Genomic DNA, 15,638 nt, shown 5'->3' with positions numbered 1-15,638 from the left:
GCCCGGCCCTTGCGGAGAGGTCAGAAGAAGACCCCGCACCTCAGGAGGACATTCGCGTACGGCCGCGCCTCTCCCGTCCGTACCACCAGCCGGGCTCCCGCCGAGAGCAGCTTGAGCTCGTCGTGGGGTACATGGGCGAGTCCGGTCAGGCGGTCGGTCAGGAGCCGGGCGGTCTCCGGGTTGGCCTCCACGACCTCGTGTGCAGCTGTCGCGCCCTCCACGACGAGTTCGTCCAGCAGACCGTCGAGAACCTCGGCGAACGAGGGGACTCCGGCGCGGAAGGCCAGGTCGACGACGCGGGGGCCGGCCGGGATGGGCATGCCCACGTCGCAGATCAGCACTCCGTCGCCGTGTCCCAGCTCGGCCAGGGCTCCGGCGAGGTGGCGGTTGAGGATTCCTGCCTTCTTCACGGGGTGGCGGCTTCCGCTGCGGCCGGGACTTCGTCCGCCGTGGGGAAGGACTCCTGCGCGCCCCGCCGGGTGACGGCCGCCGCCCCCACTCTGACGGCGAACGCGGCGGCCTCCGTGAGCTCCTCCCCCAGGCCGAGCCGCCAGGCCAGGGCTGCCGTGAAGGCGTCGCCCGCCCCGGTCGTGTCCACGGCTTCGACCCTGGGGCTCGGAACGGGTACGACATCGCCGGTACGGCCGTCCGCGACGAGAGCTCCCGCCGCCCCCAGCGTGACCACGACCGATCGGGGGCCGAGACTGAGCAGTGCCCGCGCCCACTCCTGCGGCGTGCTGCCCGCGGACTCGCCCAGCACGTAGCGCGCTTCGTGCTCATTGACCACCAGGGGGTCGCAGACACCCAGCACACGGCCGGGCAGGGGCGCGGGCGGAGAGGGGTTCAGCACCAGCCTGCTGCCGGGCGACATCGCCCCGGCCACCTCGGCGACCGTCTCCAGCGGGATCTCCAGCTGTACGGAGACGACTCGGGCGGCGCCGAGGAGCGCGCCGGCCGCCCGGACGTCCCTGGGTGTGAGCCGGGCGTTGGCCCCCGGCGACACCACGATGCTGTTGTCCCCCGAGGGGTCCACGGTGATCAGCGCCACGCCGGTGGGGGCCCCGCCCACGAGGACACCGGCGGTATCGACGCCCGCCGCCCGCTGTGATTCCAGCAGCAGGCGGCCGTGCGCGTCGTCGCCCACCCGGGCCAGCAGAGCCGTGCGGGCACCGAGGCGGGCGGCGGCGACCGCCTGGTTCCCGCCCTTGCCGCCCGGATGGACGGCAAGGTCGGAGCCGAGCACGGTCTCACCGGCGGCCGGCCGGCGTTCGACGCCGACGACCAGGTCGGCGTTGGCGGAGCCCACGACCAGCAGGTCGTACCGGTCCTGGCCGTGATCGCGATCGCTGTCGTTCATCGTTCCTGCTTTCCGTGGCCGGCCACTGCTCGGGGCCCGCCCGGGCCCCACTCGTTCGCAGTCATCCGCAGTCATCCATGGCCATCTGCGGTCATCTGCGGTCTTTCGCTGTCTTTCGCGGTCAGGAGAAATCGGCGACGTTCTGCTTGGTGACGACCTTGACCGGCACCTTCACCATGCTGTCGACCTTCTTGCCCTCCGCCGCCTTCACCGCGTTCTGCACGGCGATCCGGCCGAGTTCCTTCGGCTGCTGGGCCACGGACGCGTACAGCGTGCCTGCGCCGACCGCCTTCAGCCCGTCGGGAGTTCCGTCGAATCCGACGACGGACACCGACGTGCCCGCCTTGCTGCCGAGCGCCCTGACCGCGCCGAGTGCCATCTCGTCGTTCTCGGCGAAGACACCGGTGATCCCGGGGTGGGACTGGAGCAGGTTGGTCATGACGTCCAGGCCCTTCGTGCGGTCGAAGTCCGCCGGCTGCCTGGCGACGACCTTGATGCCCGGGTACGCCTTGAGTCCCTCGGCGAATCCGGCGCCGCGCTCGCGGCTGGCCGAGGTGCCGGCCGTCCCCTGCAGCACGATGATGCTGCCCCTGCCCCCGAGCCGGTCGGCCAGTGCCTTGGCGGCGAGCCTGCCACCTGCCACGTTGTCGGATGCCACGAGGGTGGCGGTCCGTGCCTTGTTGACCCCTCGGTCGGCGGCGATCACCGGGATGTCCGCCTTGTTGGCGCCCCGGACGGCGGGGCCCGCCGCATCGGAGTCCACCGGGTTGACGATGATCGACTTCATGCCGGAACTCGTGAAGTTCTGGAGCTGGTTGGCCTGCTGCGAGGCGTCGTTCTGCGCATCGGTGACAGTGAGGTCGACCCCGGCCGTCCTGGCCTCGGCCTGTGCGCCCGCCTTCATCTGCACGAAGAAGGGGTTGTTGAGAGTGGAGAGCGACATGCCCACCTTGGTGTTGCCTCCGGAGGAGCCGGAGTTGAAGTAGGACACCCCGCCCACGACGACGGCCACGCACACTGCGGCGATGCCGAACTTCAGCACTCCCGCTCCCTTGCGGCCCGATCCCGGCGACCCCGGCGCGGCAGAGGAACCGCCCGGGGCGGCGGCGCCGGATCCGGCCTTGCGGCGGACCGTGTCCAGCAGCACCGCGAGGGCGATGACGACACCGATGACGACCTGCTGCCAGAAGGCGGACACCGAGAGGAGGTTCAGCCCGTTGCGCAGCACGGCGAGGATGAGCGCGCCGATCAGTGTGCCGGACGCCTTGCCGACACCGCCGGCGAGGCTGGCGCCGCCGATGACGACCGCGGCGATCGCGTCGAGTTCGTACCCCTGCGCGGCCTGCGGCTGCGCGGAGGTCAGCCGGGACGCGAGGACGATGCCCGCGACCGCGGCGAAGAGCCCGGACAGTGCGTAGATCGCCAGCTTCTGCCGCTTGACGCGCAGCCCGGAGAGCCGGGCCGCCTCCTCGTTGCCGCCGATCGCGTACATCGAACGGCCGATGTAGGTACGGGCGAGGACCAGTGCCGCGATCAGTCCCATCACGACCATCACGAGGACGGGGACAGGGAGCCAACCACCGAGCGTGTCGCCGAGCACGGAGACCGGGTCGGGGAAGTCGATCGGCTTTCCCTGGGAGATGACCAGGGACAGGCCCCGCGCGATGGACAGCATCGCGAGCGTCGCGATGAACGGTGGCAGTTTGCCGTACGAGACGAGGGCCCCGTTGACGAAGCCGCAGGCGATGCCGGTGGCGACGGCGAGGACGACGGCCAGCCAGACCGGCAGCCCCTCCGAGGTGGCCGACCAGGCGAGGACCGTCGCGGACAGCGCGGCCACCGAGCCGACGGACAGATCGATGCCCGCCGACACGATGACGAAGGTGACGCCGAACGCGAGGATCGCGGTGACGGCGGCCTGTACACCGACGTTCAGCAGGTTCTGGGTGGTCAGGAAGTCGCCGGAGAGCAGCGACATCGCCACCAGGAGTACGACCAGGGCGCTCAGGGCGCCGTTTTCGAGCAGGAGCCGGCGAACCGTGCGCCCTGCGGCGCCACTGGCGCCCGTATTGCTCTTGAGCGTGTCAGTGGCCACGGGGGCTCTCCTCTTCGTTCACGGTCGGATCCGCCGCCGTAGTCGTGGTGGGCGCTGTCGTGGGGGCCGCGCCGACGGCGAGAGCCATCACCGCGTCCTGGGTCGCTTCGTGGGCGGGGAGTTCTCCGGCGATCCGGCCCTGGGACATGACCAGCACCCGGTCGCTCATGCCGAGGACTTCGGGCAGGTCGCTGGAGATCATCAGAACCGCGTGGCCCGAGGCGGTCAGCTCGTTGATGAGCTGGTAGATCTCGACCTTGGCGCCGACGTCGATGCCACGGGTGGGTTCGTCGAGGATCAGCACTCCGGTGTCGGCGAGCAGCCACTTCCCGATGACGACCTTCTGCTGGTTGCCGCCGGAGAGCGTACGGACGTGCTGGCCGAGACCCGCCATCCGTACGCCGAGCTGTTCGGCGATCCGGGCCGCGGCCACCCGCTGTCCCTTGAGGTCCACGAGTCCGGACCGGCTCGCCGAACGCAGGGTGACCAGGCCCAGGTTCTCCTGGACCGAGGCGTCGAGCACCAGGCCCTGTCCCTTGCGGTCCTCGGGCACGAGGCCGATTCCGGCGCTCATCGCGGCGGTGACGTCGTGCTTGGCCAGCCGCTCGCCGCGTACGTCGACGGTGCCCCCGTCGTAGGGGTCGGCGCCGAAGACCGCGCGGGCGACCTCGGTGCGTCCCGCGCCGACGAGTCCGGCGAGACCGACCACCTCTCCGGCCCGTACCTCGAAGCTGATGTCGTGGAAGACGCCGTTGCGCGTCAGACCGCGCACCGAGAGCAACGGGTCGCCGGTTTCCGGGCGTTCGCGGGGGTACTGCTGGTCGATGCTGCGTCCCACCATCAGCTGTACGAGTTCCGCCTCGGGCGTCGATGCGGGGACCTGGCCGATGGACCGGCCGTCGCGCAGCACGGTGACCCGGTCGCCGAGTGCCGCGATCTCTTCGAGGTGGTGGGTGATGAAGACGATCCCCACTCCGTCCTCGCGCAGCTGCCGCACGATCCGGAAGAGCTTGTCGACCTCTTCCGAGGTGAGGACGGCGGTCGGCTCGTCCATGATCAGCACGCGGGCGTCCAGGCTGAGTGCCTTGGCGATCTCCACCATCTGGAGCCGGGCGATGCCCAGTTCACGGACCTTGGCCTTCGGCGAGACGTGCAGACCGACCCGGTGCAGGAGCACCTCGGCGTCCGACTCCATACGGCGCCGGTCGATCATTCCGAAGCGGCGCGGCTGCCGGCCGAGGAAGATGTTCTCGGCCACCGTCAGATCGGGCACCAGGTTGAACTCCTGGTAGATCGTGGCGATGCCGAGCCGTTCGGCGTCCTGCGCACCGTGGATGCGGACCTCGCGGCCCTTGGCGAAGATCCGTCCGCTGTCCGGGCGGTAGGCACCGGAGAGCATCTTGATGAGTGTGCTCTTGCCCGCTCCGTTCTCACCGAGCAGGACATGCACCTCGCCGCCGCGCAGGTCGAAGTCCACGCTGTCCAGCGCGACCACGCCGGGGAAGGTCTTGCGTACGCCCTCGATGCGCAGCAACTCGTCCGGCTTGCTCACAAGTTGCTCCTCTGTTCCGAAGCGGGCTCGCCGCAGGAACGGCGTACGACGAGGCGGGCGGGAAGGGTGACGGACTGCGGGGACCGGCCCTCGACCATGTCGACCAGCGCACGGACGGCGGCGCGGCCGAGTTCGCCGGTCGGCTGGGCGATCGCCGTGATCGGCGGGTCGGTGTGGACGAACCACGGGATGTCGTCGAAGGCGGCGAGCCCCATGTCCTGCGGGACGCGCAGACCGGCCGCCCGGATGGCGTCCAGCGCGCCGAGTGCCATCAGGTTGTCGGCGGCGAAGACGACCTCGGGCGGCTCGGGGAGCGCCAGGAAGCGTTCGGTGACGCGCCGGCCGCTGTCCGCCTGGAAGTCGCCCTGGCCGATGTAGGCCTCGGGCAGGTCGAGTTCGTACGCACGCAGCGCCTCGCGGAAGGCCTCGACGCGTTCGTCGCCCGTGGTGGTGGCCGCGGGGCCGGCGATGATGGCGAGCCTGCGGTGGCCGAGTGCGTGCAGATGGGCGACCAGGTCCCGGATCGCGTGGCGGCCGTCGGCGCGTACGACGGGGACGTCGACGCCGGGCATCCAGCGGTCCACGAAGACCATCGGCGTACCGCCGCGCGACACCTCGGACATGAGCGGGGAGTCGCCGTCGGCGGGCGAGACGAGGAGCCCGTCGATCCTGCGGTCGAGGAGCGTGCGGACGTGATGGTCCTGAAGCTCCGGCCGCTCGTCCGCGTTGCCGATGATGACGCTGTAGCCGAGGGCCCGGGCCTCCTCCTCGACGAAGCGGGCCAGTTCGGTGAAGTACGGGTTGAGCACGTCACTGATGACCAGGCCGAGGGTGCGTGTCTGATCGGTGCGCAGCGAGCGGGCGACGGCGTTGGGCCGGTAGCCGAGGGCGTCGACGGCGGCGAGGACCCGGGTCCGTGCGTCCGGGCTGACGGAGGGATGACTGTTGAGAACACGGGAGACCGTGGCGACAGAGACCCCTGCCTGAGCCGCGACGTCCTTGATGCTCGTCATGTCCGGACCACCTCCTTGTGGTTTCCGTGAGCCTCGAAACCAGTGGGCCGTAGCCATGGAATCGATTACACGGAAGATTGGAAACGATTACACGGCCGGAAACAAGCCCCCACCCGCCCTCCGAGACCGGATCGTGACGAGCGGCCGGCGGCCGGCGGCAAGCAGTCGGCGATGCCCGGCGAGTGGCGCGGGAGCCCACGGAGGCGAGGCGCCGGCGTCCGGGAGCGGGGCGCGGCGTCACATGCGACACCCCGCATCGACGCGCGGGCCCGGGAACGCGGAATGCCGACCGTGAGGATTCCCGACCGGCACTCGACCGGCTTCCCGCTGCCGGTCCGGTCCGGTGGTCGCAGCCGGTGAGCGCCGGCAGGATCGGGCGATCCGGGCGGCAGGAGCCGGCCGGGCGCCCTGTCAGGGGCGTCAACCGGTCATCGTCGAGCCATGGCTCGGTCACGGCCGTTGTGACCGGACTTCGGCTGTGGCCGCACCCTCCTCGGGCCTGTTCGCAGAAGGCCACCGCCCGGGCCCGGCCCGTCCACCAAGTACACCGCTGCCGGGACCACGGGCCGGGGGTTTCTCCATCCGATCGAGTGCGGTCGGTCGCCCTTCCGTTTCGGTGTGTGCACCCCTGTCCATGATCCGCCTGGCGCCCGGAGGTGGGCGCCCTGGTCATCCAGCCACAGCAGGAACGGAGCGGTTCACATGACTACAGAAGGCGGAGAGCCGGTCGCGTCGGTCACCGACGCGACCCTCGCGGACATCGCTGCCAACGGCATCTGGCGCGGCGCGAGCCTGGACATCAACCCGTCGGTACTCGCCGTCGCGAGGGCCCTGCTCGCGGCGCTCCAGGGGACGGCCCCGGCCGGGGCGCTTCCCGAGGGGCTGCGGGAGCTGGTGGAGCGGGTCCTGGGGCAGGCCGGGGTCGGTTTCCCGCGCATTGCCGTGACGGACGAGATCGGTCTCTCCGCGTTCGCGATCAAGCAGAAGACCTCGGAGCCGCGCCCGGTGGTGATCGTGCCCGCCGGGTGGAACCCGTACGGCTGGATGCCGTTCATGGTGGGATACCTCTCCCTGGCGGCGCGCGGCTACCACGTTCTGGCGTACACGCCCCGAGGATTCGGCGAGCCGGACGGGCCGTTCACGTCCGACGGGTTCATCGGCGTCGCCGGCCCGGACGACTGGGCGGACGGGTCGAAGGTGATCGACCACGCGGAAGGGCTGTTCGCGCCGAGCAGGGTCGGCTTCCTGGGCCTGTCCTACGGTTCCGGGATCAGCCAGCTGGTCGCCGCGCACGACGAGAAGAACCGGGTCGCCGCCGTGGTCGCCCTGAGCACATGGGGCAATCTGGCCACCAGCCTCTACGACAACGGCACCCGGCACGAGAAGGCCGTGGAGCTGCTGATCAACTTCACCGGAGCCGAGAAGGGCAAGGAGAAGGAGAAGTTCGACGACGCGACGTGGCGCATCCTCCAGAACTTCCAGGACGGGCAGAACATGGAGGAGGTGGTGGAGTGGGGCACCGTGCGGTCCCCGGAGACCTACGTGGACATCACCAACGCCCGTGGTGTCCCGACCTTCTACTCGAACACCTGGCACGAGAGCCTGTTCCCCGCGGGTGAGGCGATCGCGGCCTTCGAGAAGCTCACCGTTCCCAAGCACCTGAACCTGTGGATCGGCGACCACGGCGCCCCGGAGGGCGTCGGCATCACCGGCATGCCGAGCGGCACCCCGTTCTGGGGCTACCTCAAGCCGACGACGGAGGCCTACGCCTGGCTCGACCACCACCTGCTCGGCACGGCCAACAAGGTGCCGGACTGGCCGGTGGTCAACAGCCAGGTGATGTTCACCTACAAGACCAAGCCGACCGGAACCGGCGGCGACCGGATTGACGAGGCAGCACGGCGCGAATCGCTCGGTTCCTGGTCCGAGGCCACCACCGGCACCGAGGCCTGGTACCTGAGCGGCACCGACGGGGACGGCGAGGGCACCCTGTCCGACAAGCCGTCCACGGGCTGGAGCCGCGCGTTCACCGCCGGGGACGAGACCACCGCCACCGCCATGGACGACATCATGGAGACCGGCCAGAAGGAGTGGTTCGGCAACCCCAAGACCTACGACCCGGCCGGCTTCGACCGCGACCGGCTCCTTGTCTGGTCCACCGAGGAGCTGGCGGGCGGGCGCCGTATCCGCGGCGCCGCCAGGCTCAGGCTCACCGTCCGCGCCGAGGCGGGCGACGCCGCGACCCTGGTCGCCTACCTCTTCGACGTGGCCCCGGACGGCACCGCCCGGATCATCACCCACGAACCCCTCACCACCACAGGCCTGGTCACCGGCACGGACCGGACCGTCGACTGGACGCTCCAGCCCGCCGCCTACGACCTCGCCGACGGCCACCGCCTCACCCTGGTCGTCAACAGCCGGGACCGCCTCTACGCGTTCACCGGCAAGCAGGACGGCACCCTCACCATCACCTCCCCGACCGGGCACGAGGCCGCCCTGGAACTGCCCCTCGGCTGACCAGCACCCCGGTGACGGCCGGGCGGGCTCGCGTGCACCGGACCCGCCCGGCCGTCCTGCCCGACGACAGCACCCGGCTTCCGACAGGGCAGCACCACCCCCGGCCATGGGCGCGCGATCCGCCGCCGCGGGTCCGTCGCCTTCGCCCGGGACATCGGCATCCGCTACCGCCAGGAACTCCCCGTCCGAACAGCACAAACAGGTCTGGCCCTGTGCGAGCTCGCAGAGGGCCAGATCGTGTCCACCACAACAACAAGGCCGGTCACAGTGACAAGGTGTCTCTGTGACCGGCTTCATTGGGTCGGTTGACCATTGTGTCCGAGGGGGGACTTGAACCCCCACGCCCGATAAAGGGCACTAGCACCTCAAGCTAGCGCGTCTGCCATTCCGCCACCCGGACCAGGTGGTCGGCCCCGGTTTCCCGCGGCGACATGGAAAACAATACCAGGGGTTCTGCGCACCTCTCACCTGCGTTTCCGGTGGTCAGTGCGGCGCGTCGGGTGCACCCGGCGCCATCCGCCCCACCTCGTCCACGCTCCGTGGTCGCAGGCGTACGTTCGGTTCGAGCACAGGATGTGGGCCGCTTGCCCGCGTGCATGAACGGACCGGCCGCGGCACCGGGCCGCCCGGCGGCCCTCCTCGCCGGTCGCGGGGAGGGCCTTCGCGGGCGGGCGGTCCTAGCAGCCCTTGCGGCGCAGGGTGTGCAGGTAGGCGGCGGAGCGGCGGGCCGTGGTGAAGGAGTCCACTATCGGCTGGTCGTGCTCCACCTGCCAGTGGTGGTCGCGGCGGCCGCCGTGGGTCCTGGTGACGGCGGAGAGGAACTTCTTGTAGTCGATGTCGCCGTCCCCGACGTCGACCATGCGGTAGCCGTCGCGGGCCGCGATGTCGTGCTCGCCGTCCTTGACGTGGAAGAGCGGGTAGCGGTCGGGCTGCTTCAGTACGTAGTGCAGCGGGTCGAAGGTGTCGGGGGTGCCGTCGGCCCGCTTGCCGAACCGGAACTGGCCGACGTAGGCCCAGTAGATGTCCATCTCCAGGAAGACCAGATCGGGGTCGGTCTCGGCGAGCAGCACGTCGTAGAGGCGGACGTCGGGCCGGTCCGTGGCGAAGGAGAACTCCTCGGCGTGGTTGTGCTGGTAGAACTTCATGCCGCGCTCCCTGGCCGCGGCACCGTAGGTGTTGAAGTCCGCGGCGGCGCGCTTCCAGGCGTCGACCGTCGTTCCGTAGCGGAACGGCCCCGAGGCGGTGCCGACGTGCTTGAGGCCGAGTGCCTGGGCGTCGTCGAGGACCTTGGTGAGGTTCTGCGCGAAGGTGTAGGCGCCGGCGTTGTTGTCGTCGTAGTAGCCGACGTGGCTGCCGATGCCCTTGAGACCGTGGTCGCGGGTCAGCTGCTTGAGCTGGGCGAGGGTGATGGCGCCGGCCGAGCCCTGGGTGTAGCCGGCGTACTCGACCTCGTCGTAGCCGTACGCCGAGAGTTCGGCGAAGACCTTGTCGAAGCCGAGGGTCGAGACCTTGTCGCGCAGGGTGTAGAGCTGGATCCCGAGGCGGCCCGGCGGCAGCAGGGGGTCGCCCTGGGGCCTGCCCTGGGCGGAGGCGGCCGGGGCGGCGGCGCCGAGCAGGGCGGCTGCGGTGGCTCCTGCGGCGACGCCGAGCATGGAGCGCCTGCTGAGCTTGTGGGCGAGTTCGGCGTCGACGGGGGTGCGGCGGCTCATGGGGGAACTCCTTCTGGGGGGCGGGACGTTGTCAGTGCAGTCCGGCGAGTCGGAGCAGCAGGGACTTCACTTCGGTGGCCCGGACGGGGCCGGTGAACGCGTGGGGGGTGGAGCACAGGATGAGCGGACCTTCTTCGTCGCTCTGCGGAAGGCGGCCGTGGCTGCCGCGAATAGGTGACGGGTCCAGCGGCACGACCGCCATGCGGTAGCGCATGCCGAGCTTCTTGCGGGCGACGGCCGTGGCCGCTTTGACCCGGACGTACGGGTCCTGGGGGTCCAGGAAGAGTTCGACGGGGTCGTAGCCGGGTTTGCGGTGGATCTCGACGAGCTGCGCGAAGTCGGGCGCGCGGGCGTCGTCGAGCCAGTAGTAGTACGTGAACCAGGCGTCCGGGTCCGCGACGGCGACCAGCTCGCCGGAGCGCGGGTGGTCCAGGCCGTGTGCCTTCTTGCCCTCGTCGTCGAGGAGCTGCTCGATGCCCTGGAGGTCCCGGAGCGCTTCGCGGGTGGCTTCCAGGTCCTCGGGGCGGCGTACGTAGATGTGGGCGAGCTGGTGGTCGGCGACGGCGAAGGCGCGGGAGGCCATCGGGTCGAGGTATTCCATGCCGTCCTGGGTGTGGACCTCCAGGAGGCCGGCGCGGCGCAGTGCCCGGTTGATGTCGACGGGCCGGTCCACGCGGGTGATGCCGTATTCGGAGAGGGCCACCACGGTGCGGCCCTCTCGGCGGGCGTCGTCCAGGAGGGGGGCCATGGCCCGGTCGAGTTCGGCCGCGGCCCGGTAGGAGCGCGGGTCGTCGGGGCCGAAGCGCTGCAGGTCGTAGTCGAGGTGCGGGAGGTAGCACAGGGCCAGGTCGGGGTGGCGGGTGTCGAGGATGTGCCGGGTCGCGTCGATGATCCACTGCGAGGAGACGAGGTCGGCGCCGGGGCCCCAGAAGTGGAAGAGGGGGAAGGTGCCGAGTTTCTCGGTGAGTTCGTCGTGGAGGGTGGGCGGCCGGGTGTAGCAGTCGGGTTCCTTGCGGCCGTCGGCGTAGTAGACGGGGCGTGGGGTGACGGTGATGTCGGTGTCGGCGCCCATCGCGTACCACCAGCAGATGTTGGCGACGGTGTAGCCGGGGTGGGCCCGGCGGGCGGCGTCCCAGAGCTTGTCGCCCGCGACCAGTCCGTTGTGCTGGCGCCAGAGCAGGACGTCGCCGAGCTCGCGGAAGTACCAGCCGTTGGCGACGATGCCGTGCTCGGCGGGGGTGGTGCCGGTGAGGAAGGTGGACTGGGCCGCGCAGGTGACGGCGGGCAGGACGGTGCCGAGCGGGGCGTGGGTGCCGGACTGTCCCAGGGCCTTCAGGTGCGGCATGTGGTCGAGGAGCTGTGGGGTGAGGCCGACGACGTCGATGACGAGGAGAGGGGTGGGAGCCGCGGTCCCGGTGGGCTGCTCGGCTGTGGTCATGGGAGCTCCTTGAGGCCGAGGTCGACCAGGAGGTCGCGGGCGAGGGTGAGTTCGGCGGCGATGCCGTCGGCGAGCTGGGTGCGGGTACGGGGCCGCAGCGCGGCCGGGAGCGCCTGCCAGGTGTACGTCTCGACCTCCAGGTGCCTGGTGAGGGGGCGTGCGCCGCCCACCAGGCGGGTCAGGGTGGATCGCAGTACGTGAAGGGTGGAGGTGAGCGGTGGCGCGGGCGGTGTGTGCAGGGGGACGTGGAAGTGGGCGCGCCAGGGGGCTCCGTCCGGCAGGGCCCGGCCGGTGACGGCCTCGTCGAGGTCGTCGGTGCCGCGCAGTCCGGCGGCGGTGCGGGTGCGGGTCTGGTGCAGGAAGCGGGGTTCGGCGAAGGCGGCGAGTGCGGTGCGAACCTCGGGGAGGTGGGGGTGTTCGGCGTGCAGTGCGGCGGAGAGCTGTGATTTGACGATCGGGATGTCCGCGGCACGCAGGGTGTCCAGGGCGGTGCCGGGGTCCTCGAAGGAGGTGGCGAGGTGGCAGGTGTCGATGCAGATGCCGATGCGTGGGTGTGCGACGGCGGTGAGCGGGGCGATCGCGTCGGCGGTGGTCTCGACGGTGCAGCCCGGCTCGGGTTCGAGGCCGACGCGGATGGATCTGCCGGTGAGTTCGGCGAGGGCGTCGAGTCGTTCGCCGAGGGTGGTGAGCGCGGTGTGTACGGCGCTGGCCGCTTCGGGGTCCGAGTCGAAGGGGGTGCGCCAGGCGATCGGGAGGGTGGAGATGGTTCCTTCGGTGGCGTCGTCGGGGAGCAGTCCGGCCAGGAGCCGGGCGAGGTCGGTGGTGTGGGTCAGCCTTTCTGGGTCCGTCCAGTCCGGCTTGTACACCCGGTACTTGACCTCGTCGGCGCCGAATCCCTCGTACGGGAAGCCGTTGAGGGTGACGACCTCCAGGCCGCGGCGGTCCAGTTCGGCGCGCAGGGACCTCAGCTCGGCCGGGTCGTCGACCAGGGTGCGGGCCGCGTCCCTGGCGAGCCAGAGGCCGATGCCGAGCCGGTCGCGGCCGAGGCGCTTGCGGACGGGTTCGCAGTGGTCGCGCAGTTGGGCGCGGACGCCGTCGAGTGTCTCGGCGGGGTGGACGTTGGTGCAGTACGACAGGTGGACGGTGGAGCCGTCGGGGTGGCGGAAGCGCATCGCCTCACTCCCCGCCGCGCAGGACGGAGTTGCCCTCGTGAAGTGGTTCGGGGGTGGCGATGCCGAGCTGGAGCCGGCCGCTCTGCCCGTAGAACTCGACGGGGTTGCGCCAGAGCACCTTGTCGACGTCGTCGTCGCTGAACCCGGCGGCGAGCATCGCGTCGCCCACCTTGCGGGTCTTGAGGGGATCGCTTTGGCCCCAGTCGGCCGCCGAGTTGACCAGGATCTTCTCGGTGCCGTGGATCCTGAGGATCGCGATCATGCGGTCCTCGTCCATCTTGGTGTCGGGGTAGATGGAGAAGCCGGCCCAGCAGCCGCTGTCCCTGGCGTCCTTCACGGTCGTCTCGTTGAGGTGGTCGAGCAGCACCCGCTCCGGGGGGAGGTGGGATTCGCGGACGACGTCGATGGTGCGGTGCAGCCCGGCGAGCTTGTCCCGGTGGGGGGTGTGCACGAGGGCGGGCAGGCCGTGGTCGGCGGCGAGCTGGAGCTGGGTGGCCAGTGCGGTGTCCTCGGCCGGGGTCATGGAGTCGTAGCCGATCTCGCCGACGGCCACGACGGAGTCCTTGACCAGATAGCGGGGCAGGGCGTCCAGGACGGGGGTGCAGCGCGGGTCGTTCGCCTCCTTGGGGTTGAGGGCGAGCGTGCAGTGGTGGGCGATGCCGTACTGGGCGGCGCGGAAGGGTTCCCAGCCGAGCAGGGCGTCGAAGTAGTCGAAGAAGCTGGCGGGCGAGGTTCGGGGCTGGCCGAGCCAGAAGGAGGGTTCCACGAGTGCGCGGACTCCCGCGTCGTACATCGCCCGGTAGTCGTCCGTGGTGCGGGAGGTCATGTGGATGTGCGGGTCGAAGATGCGCATCAGGACTCCTCCGTGGGGGCGGCGGCACCGGGGGTGGTGAGTTCGAGGACGCGGGTGAGGTCGGCCGGGACACTGCGGCCGGCGGCGATGCGTTCGGCGGCGAAGTCGCCGAGCATCCGGGCGAGTTCGGCGTCGCCGCGGGCGCGGCGGGCCAGTCCGTCGACGGCTTCGGCTCCGACCCCGGTGAAGAGGCACTTGAGAACGGCGTGGCGCCAGTTGTGCGCATCGAGATGGGCGGCGGCGTACGGTCCGACGGCCGCGGCGACGAGCCGGGTGTCATTGGTGCGCAGGGCGTCCTCGACGAGCGGGAGGGCGGTGGGGCCGAGGTCCAGCCGGTGCAGGGCGAGCAGGACGGCGCGTCGTTCGGCGGCGGTGCCCTGTTCGTAGAGCCTGGTCAGGGCGGGCAGCGCGGCTCTGGCTTCGATGAGCAGGAGGGCGCGTACGGAGTCGGTGTGTTCGAGTCCGCAGTGCCGGCCGGCCGCGGCGTAGCGCAGTTCCCACGGTGGGGCGGCGTAGGGGCTGCGGGATTGTTCGGTGTCCGGGTGGGAGGCGGCGTGTTCCGCCTCGGCGAGTGCCTCGTCCAGCCAGGCGCGCGCGGCTCCGCCGAGCTGTGCGTCGAGCTCCTCGCGGGTCAGCAGCGGGGGGTTCGTCGGGGACATCGGCATGGTGTCGCTCCCTTCGGCGATTCAGTGGCTCGACGGACCGTGCTTGCGGAGGAACTCGATGGAGGTGCGGGCGAGTTCGGGTCCGGCGTGGGAGTGGCGGGGCAGTTCGACGACGGTGAGGCCCCGGTAGCCGGTGTCCGAGAGGGTGTCTAGTGCTTCGAGCACGGGCGGGAAGTCGATCTCGCCCTCGCCGAAGGGGAGGTGTTCATGGACGCCGCGGCGCATGTCCTCGATCTGGACGTGGCGGATCCAGGGGGCGGCCTCGTGGACGCAGTCGACCGGCATGGCGGGCTCCAGGCACTGGCAGTGGCCGATGTCGAGGGTGAGTCCGAGCGGCGCGGGATCTGCGCAGAGGACACGCAGGTGATGGAAGTCGGCGAGTGTGGCGAGGAGGTGTCCGGGCTCGGGCTCGATCGCGAGCGGAATGCCGGATCGGTCGGCGGCCTCCAGCACCGGGGTGAGGGAGCCGGTGAGCCGTTGCCAGGCGGTGTCGGGGGTGGTGTCGGGCGGGATGACGCCGCTGAAGCAGTGCACGGCGTGGGCGCCGAGGTCGGCGGCGATGCCGACGGCCCGGACGAGCAGCCGAGTGCGGGCGGCGCGGGCCTCCGGGTCCGGGTCCAGGAGGGAGGGGCCGTGCTTGCGGCGCGGGTCGAGGACGTAGCGGGCGCCGGTCTCCACGGTGACGCCGAGCCCCAGCTCGTGGAGCCGGGCCGCCACGTGGGCGGTGCGGGCGGCGAGGTCCGGGGCGAGGGGGTCGAGGTGCATGTGGTCGAGGGTCAGGCCGACCCCGTCGTACCCGAGGTCGGCGAGCAGCCCGAGGGCGTCGTCCAGGCGGAGATCGGTGAGCCCGTTGGTGCCGTAGCCGAGGCGGATCGTCATGTCGGGCTCACCTTCCGGGCGAGGTTGCGGGCGATCGGTACGAGTCCCATGACGGCGAGCGCCGTACCGACCGCTCCGGTGCGGGCGGCGAGGACGGCCTGGAGCGGGATCATCGCCCGGATGCCGCCGCCGACGGCGCGCTGGGTCAGCGGCGGGGAGGGGTTGAGCGCGGCGTGCAGCAGCGGGACGGCGGCGGTCCGGAGGTAGGAGCCGGTGAGCGCGGTGCGCACGAGGCCGGGAGCGGTGACGGCGAGGGCCGTGGGTGGGCGGTGCGCGGGGCGGGCCCGGTCTTCGCCCCGTCCACTGCGCGTGCGCGGGGCCGCGGCCGGATCCCCGCGCCGCTCATGACGCGGCTGCACGGTCCTCCCCGAGGCCACCTCCCGTTCAC

Annotated in this window: 12 protein-coding genes, 1 tRNA gene and 1 pseudogene; 1 reads left to right on the top strand and 13 read right to left on the bottom strand. The window is 71.2% G+C overall.

The genetic code is table 11. The annotated features are described in order from the left end of the window. Positions 1-20: 20 nt before the first annotated feature. The 5 genes from rbsD to AADR41_RS24820 all read right to left on the bottom strand — a co-directional run bounded on the left by rbsD (position 21) and on the right by AADR41_RS24820 (position 6,017). The gene (rbsD, locus tag AADR41_RS24840) at positions 21-410 is read right to left on the bottom strand and encodes a D-ribose pyranase (RefSeq protein WP_342283616.1); all 390 of its coding nucleotides are present in this window, start codon (positions 408-410) and stop codon (positions 21-23) included. Continuing rightward, positions 407-1,357 carry a ribokinase gene (locus AADR41_RS24835; protein ID WP_342283615.1) on the bottom strand — a complete coding sequence of 317 codons (951 nt, stop codon included), beginning with the start codon at positions 1,355-1,357 and terminating at the stop codon, positions 407-409. Before AADR41_RS24835 ends, rbsD begins: the two co-directional genes overlap by 4 nt. A gap of 121 nt (positions 1,358-1,478) precedes the next feature. After that, a complete protein-coding gene (locus AADR41_RS24830) occupies positions 1,479-3,452 on the bottom strand; it encodes an ABC transporter permease/substrate-binding protein (RefSeq protein WP_342283614.1) in 1,974 nt (657 codons plus the stop codon). Beyond that, positions 3,442-5,004 carry a sugar ABC transporter ATP-binding protein gene (locus AADR41_RS24825; protein WP_342283613.1) on the bottom strand — a complete coding sequence of 521 codons (1,563 nt, stop codon included), beginning with the start codon at positions 5,002-5,004 and terminating at the stop codon, positions 3,442-3,444. Before AADR41_RS24825 ends, AADR41_RS24830 begins: the two co-directional genes overlap by 11 nt. Continuing rightward, complete coding sequence (locus AADR41_RS24820) at positions 5,001-6,017, bottom strand: LacI family DNA-binding transcriptional regulator (protein WP_342283612.1); 1,017 nt, start codon at positions 6,015-6,017, stop codon at positions 5,001-5,003. The genes AADR41_RS24825 and AADR41_RS24820 overlap by 4 nt, the downstream gene beginning before the upstream one ends. Before the next feature lie 702 nt (positions 6,018-6,719). On the opposite strand from AADR41_RS24820, the gene AADR41_RS24815 reads away from it, so the two are divergent. Continuing rightward, complete coding sequence (locus AADR41_RS24815; RefSeq protein WP_342283611.1) at positions 6,720-8,534, top strand: CocE/NonD family hydrolase; 1,815 nt, start codon at positions 6,720-6,722, stop codon at positions 8,532-8,534. A gap of 315 nt (positions 8,535-8,849) precedes the next feature. Here AADR41_RS24815 and AADR41_RS24810 read toward each other — a convergent pair. The 8 genes and pseudogenes from AADR41_RS24810 to AADR41_RS24775 all read right to left on the bottom strand — a co-directional run. Further along, positions 8,850-8,934 (bottom strand) — tRNA-Leu (locus AADR41_RS24810). 277 nt (positions 8,935-9,211) lie between these two features. After that, a complete protein-coding gene (locus tag AADR41_RS24805) occupies positions 9,212-10,243 on the bottom strand; it encodes a sugar phosphate isomerase/epimerase family protein (protein WP_342283610.1) in 1,032 nt (343 codons plus the stop codon). A gap of 31 nt (positions 10,244-10,274) precedes the next feature. After that, entirely contained in the window at positions 10,275-11,681 is a 1,407-nt protein-coding gene (locus AADR41_RS24800; protein ID WP_342283609.1) for a nucleotide pyrophosphatase/phosphodiesterase family protein, read from the bottom strand. After that, the gene (eboE, locus tag AADR41_RS24795) at positions 11,678-12,853 is read right to left on the bottom strand and encodes a metabolite traffic protein EboE (RefSeq protein ID WP_342283608.1); all 1,176 of its coding nucleotides are present in this window, start codon (positions 12,851-12,853) and stop codon (positions 11,678-11,680) included. The genes AADR41_RS24800 and eboE overlap by 4 nt, the downstream gene beginning before the upstream one ends. 4 nt (positions 12,854-12,857) lie before the next feature. Continuing rightward, the gene (locus AADR41_RS24790; RefSeq protein ID WP_342283607.1) at positions 12,858-13,706 is read right to left on the bottom strand and encodes a TatD family hydrolase; all 849 of its coding nucleotides are present in this window, start codon (positions 13,704-13,706) and stop codon (positions 12,858-12,860) included. Continuing rightward, on the bottom strand, positions 13,706-14,371 hold the full coding sequence (locus tag AADR41_RS24785; RefSeq protein ID WP_342283606.1) for an EboA domain-containing protein: 666 nt from the start codon (positions 14,369-14,371) through the stop codon (positions 13,706-13,708). Before AADR41_RS24785 ends, AADR41_RS24790 begins: the two co-directional genes overlap by 1 nt. A 21-nt stretch (positions 14,372-14,392) precedes the next feature. Next, the gene (locus tag AADR41_RS24780; RefSeq protein WP_342283605.1) at positions 14,393-15,250 is read right to left on the bottom strand and encodes a sugar phosphate isomerase/epimerase family protein; all 858 of its coding nucleotides are present in this window, start codon (positions 15,248-15,250) and stop codon (positions 14,393-14,395) included. Beyond that, a pseudogene (locus AADR41_RS24775) lies at positions 15,247-15,638 on the bottom strand (SCO3242 family prenyltransferase); the annotation flags it as partial. The gene AADR41_RS24780 and the pseudogene AADR41_RS24775, both read right to left, overlap by 4 nt.

This window comes from Streptomyces sp. CLV115, from assembly GCF_038448545.1.
Lineage (GTDB): Bacteria > Actinomycetota > Actinomycetes > Streptomycetales > Streptomycetaceae > Streptomyces > Streptomyces sanglieri.
This window is presented reverse-complemented; position numbering and strand designations above follow the sequence as displayed.

Excerpts from the sequence above, each read along its gene's own strand:
- AADR41_RS24800 (WP_342283609.1), bottom strand. The coding sequence starts at position 11,681 with ATGACCACAGCCGAGCAGCCCACCGGGACCGCGGCTCCCACCCCTCTC.
- AADR41_RS24820 (WP_342283612.1), bottom strand. The coding sequence starts at position 6,017 with ATGACGAGCATCAAGGACGTCGCGGCTCAGGCAGGGGTCTCTGTCGCC.
- AADR41_RS24785 (WP_342283606.1), bottom strand. The coding sequence starts at position 14,371 with ATGCCGATGTCCCCGACGAACCCCCCGCTGCTGACCCGCGAGGAGCTC.
- AADR41_RS24790 (WP_342283607.1), bottom strand. The coding sequence starts at position 13,706 with ATGCGCATCTTCGACCCGCACATCCACATGACCTCCCGCACCACGGAC.
- AADR41_RS24815 (WP_342283611.1), top strand. The coding sequence starts at position 6,720 with ATGACTACAGAAGGCGGAGAGCCGGTCGCGTCGGTCACCGACGCGACC.
- eboE (WP_342283608.1), bottom strand. The coding sequence starts at position 12,853 with ATGCGCTTCCGCCACCCCGACGGCTCCACCGTCCACCTGTCGTACTGC.
- AADR41_RS24835 (WP_342283615.1), bottom strand. The coding sequence starts at position 1,357 with ATGAACGACAGCGATCGCGATCACGGCCAGGACCGGTACGACCTGCTG.
- AADR41_RS24805 (WP_342283610.1), bottom strand. The coding sequence starts at position 10,243 with ATGAGCCGCCGCACCCCCGTCGACGCCGAACTCGCCCACAAGCTCAGC.
- AADR41_RS24780 (WP_342283605.1), bottom strand. The coding sequence starts at position 15,250 with ATGACGATCCGCCTCGGCTACGGCACCAACGGGCTCACCGATCTCCGC.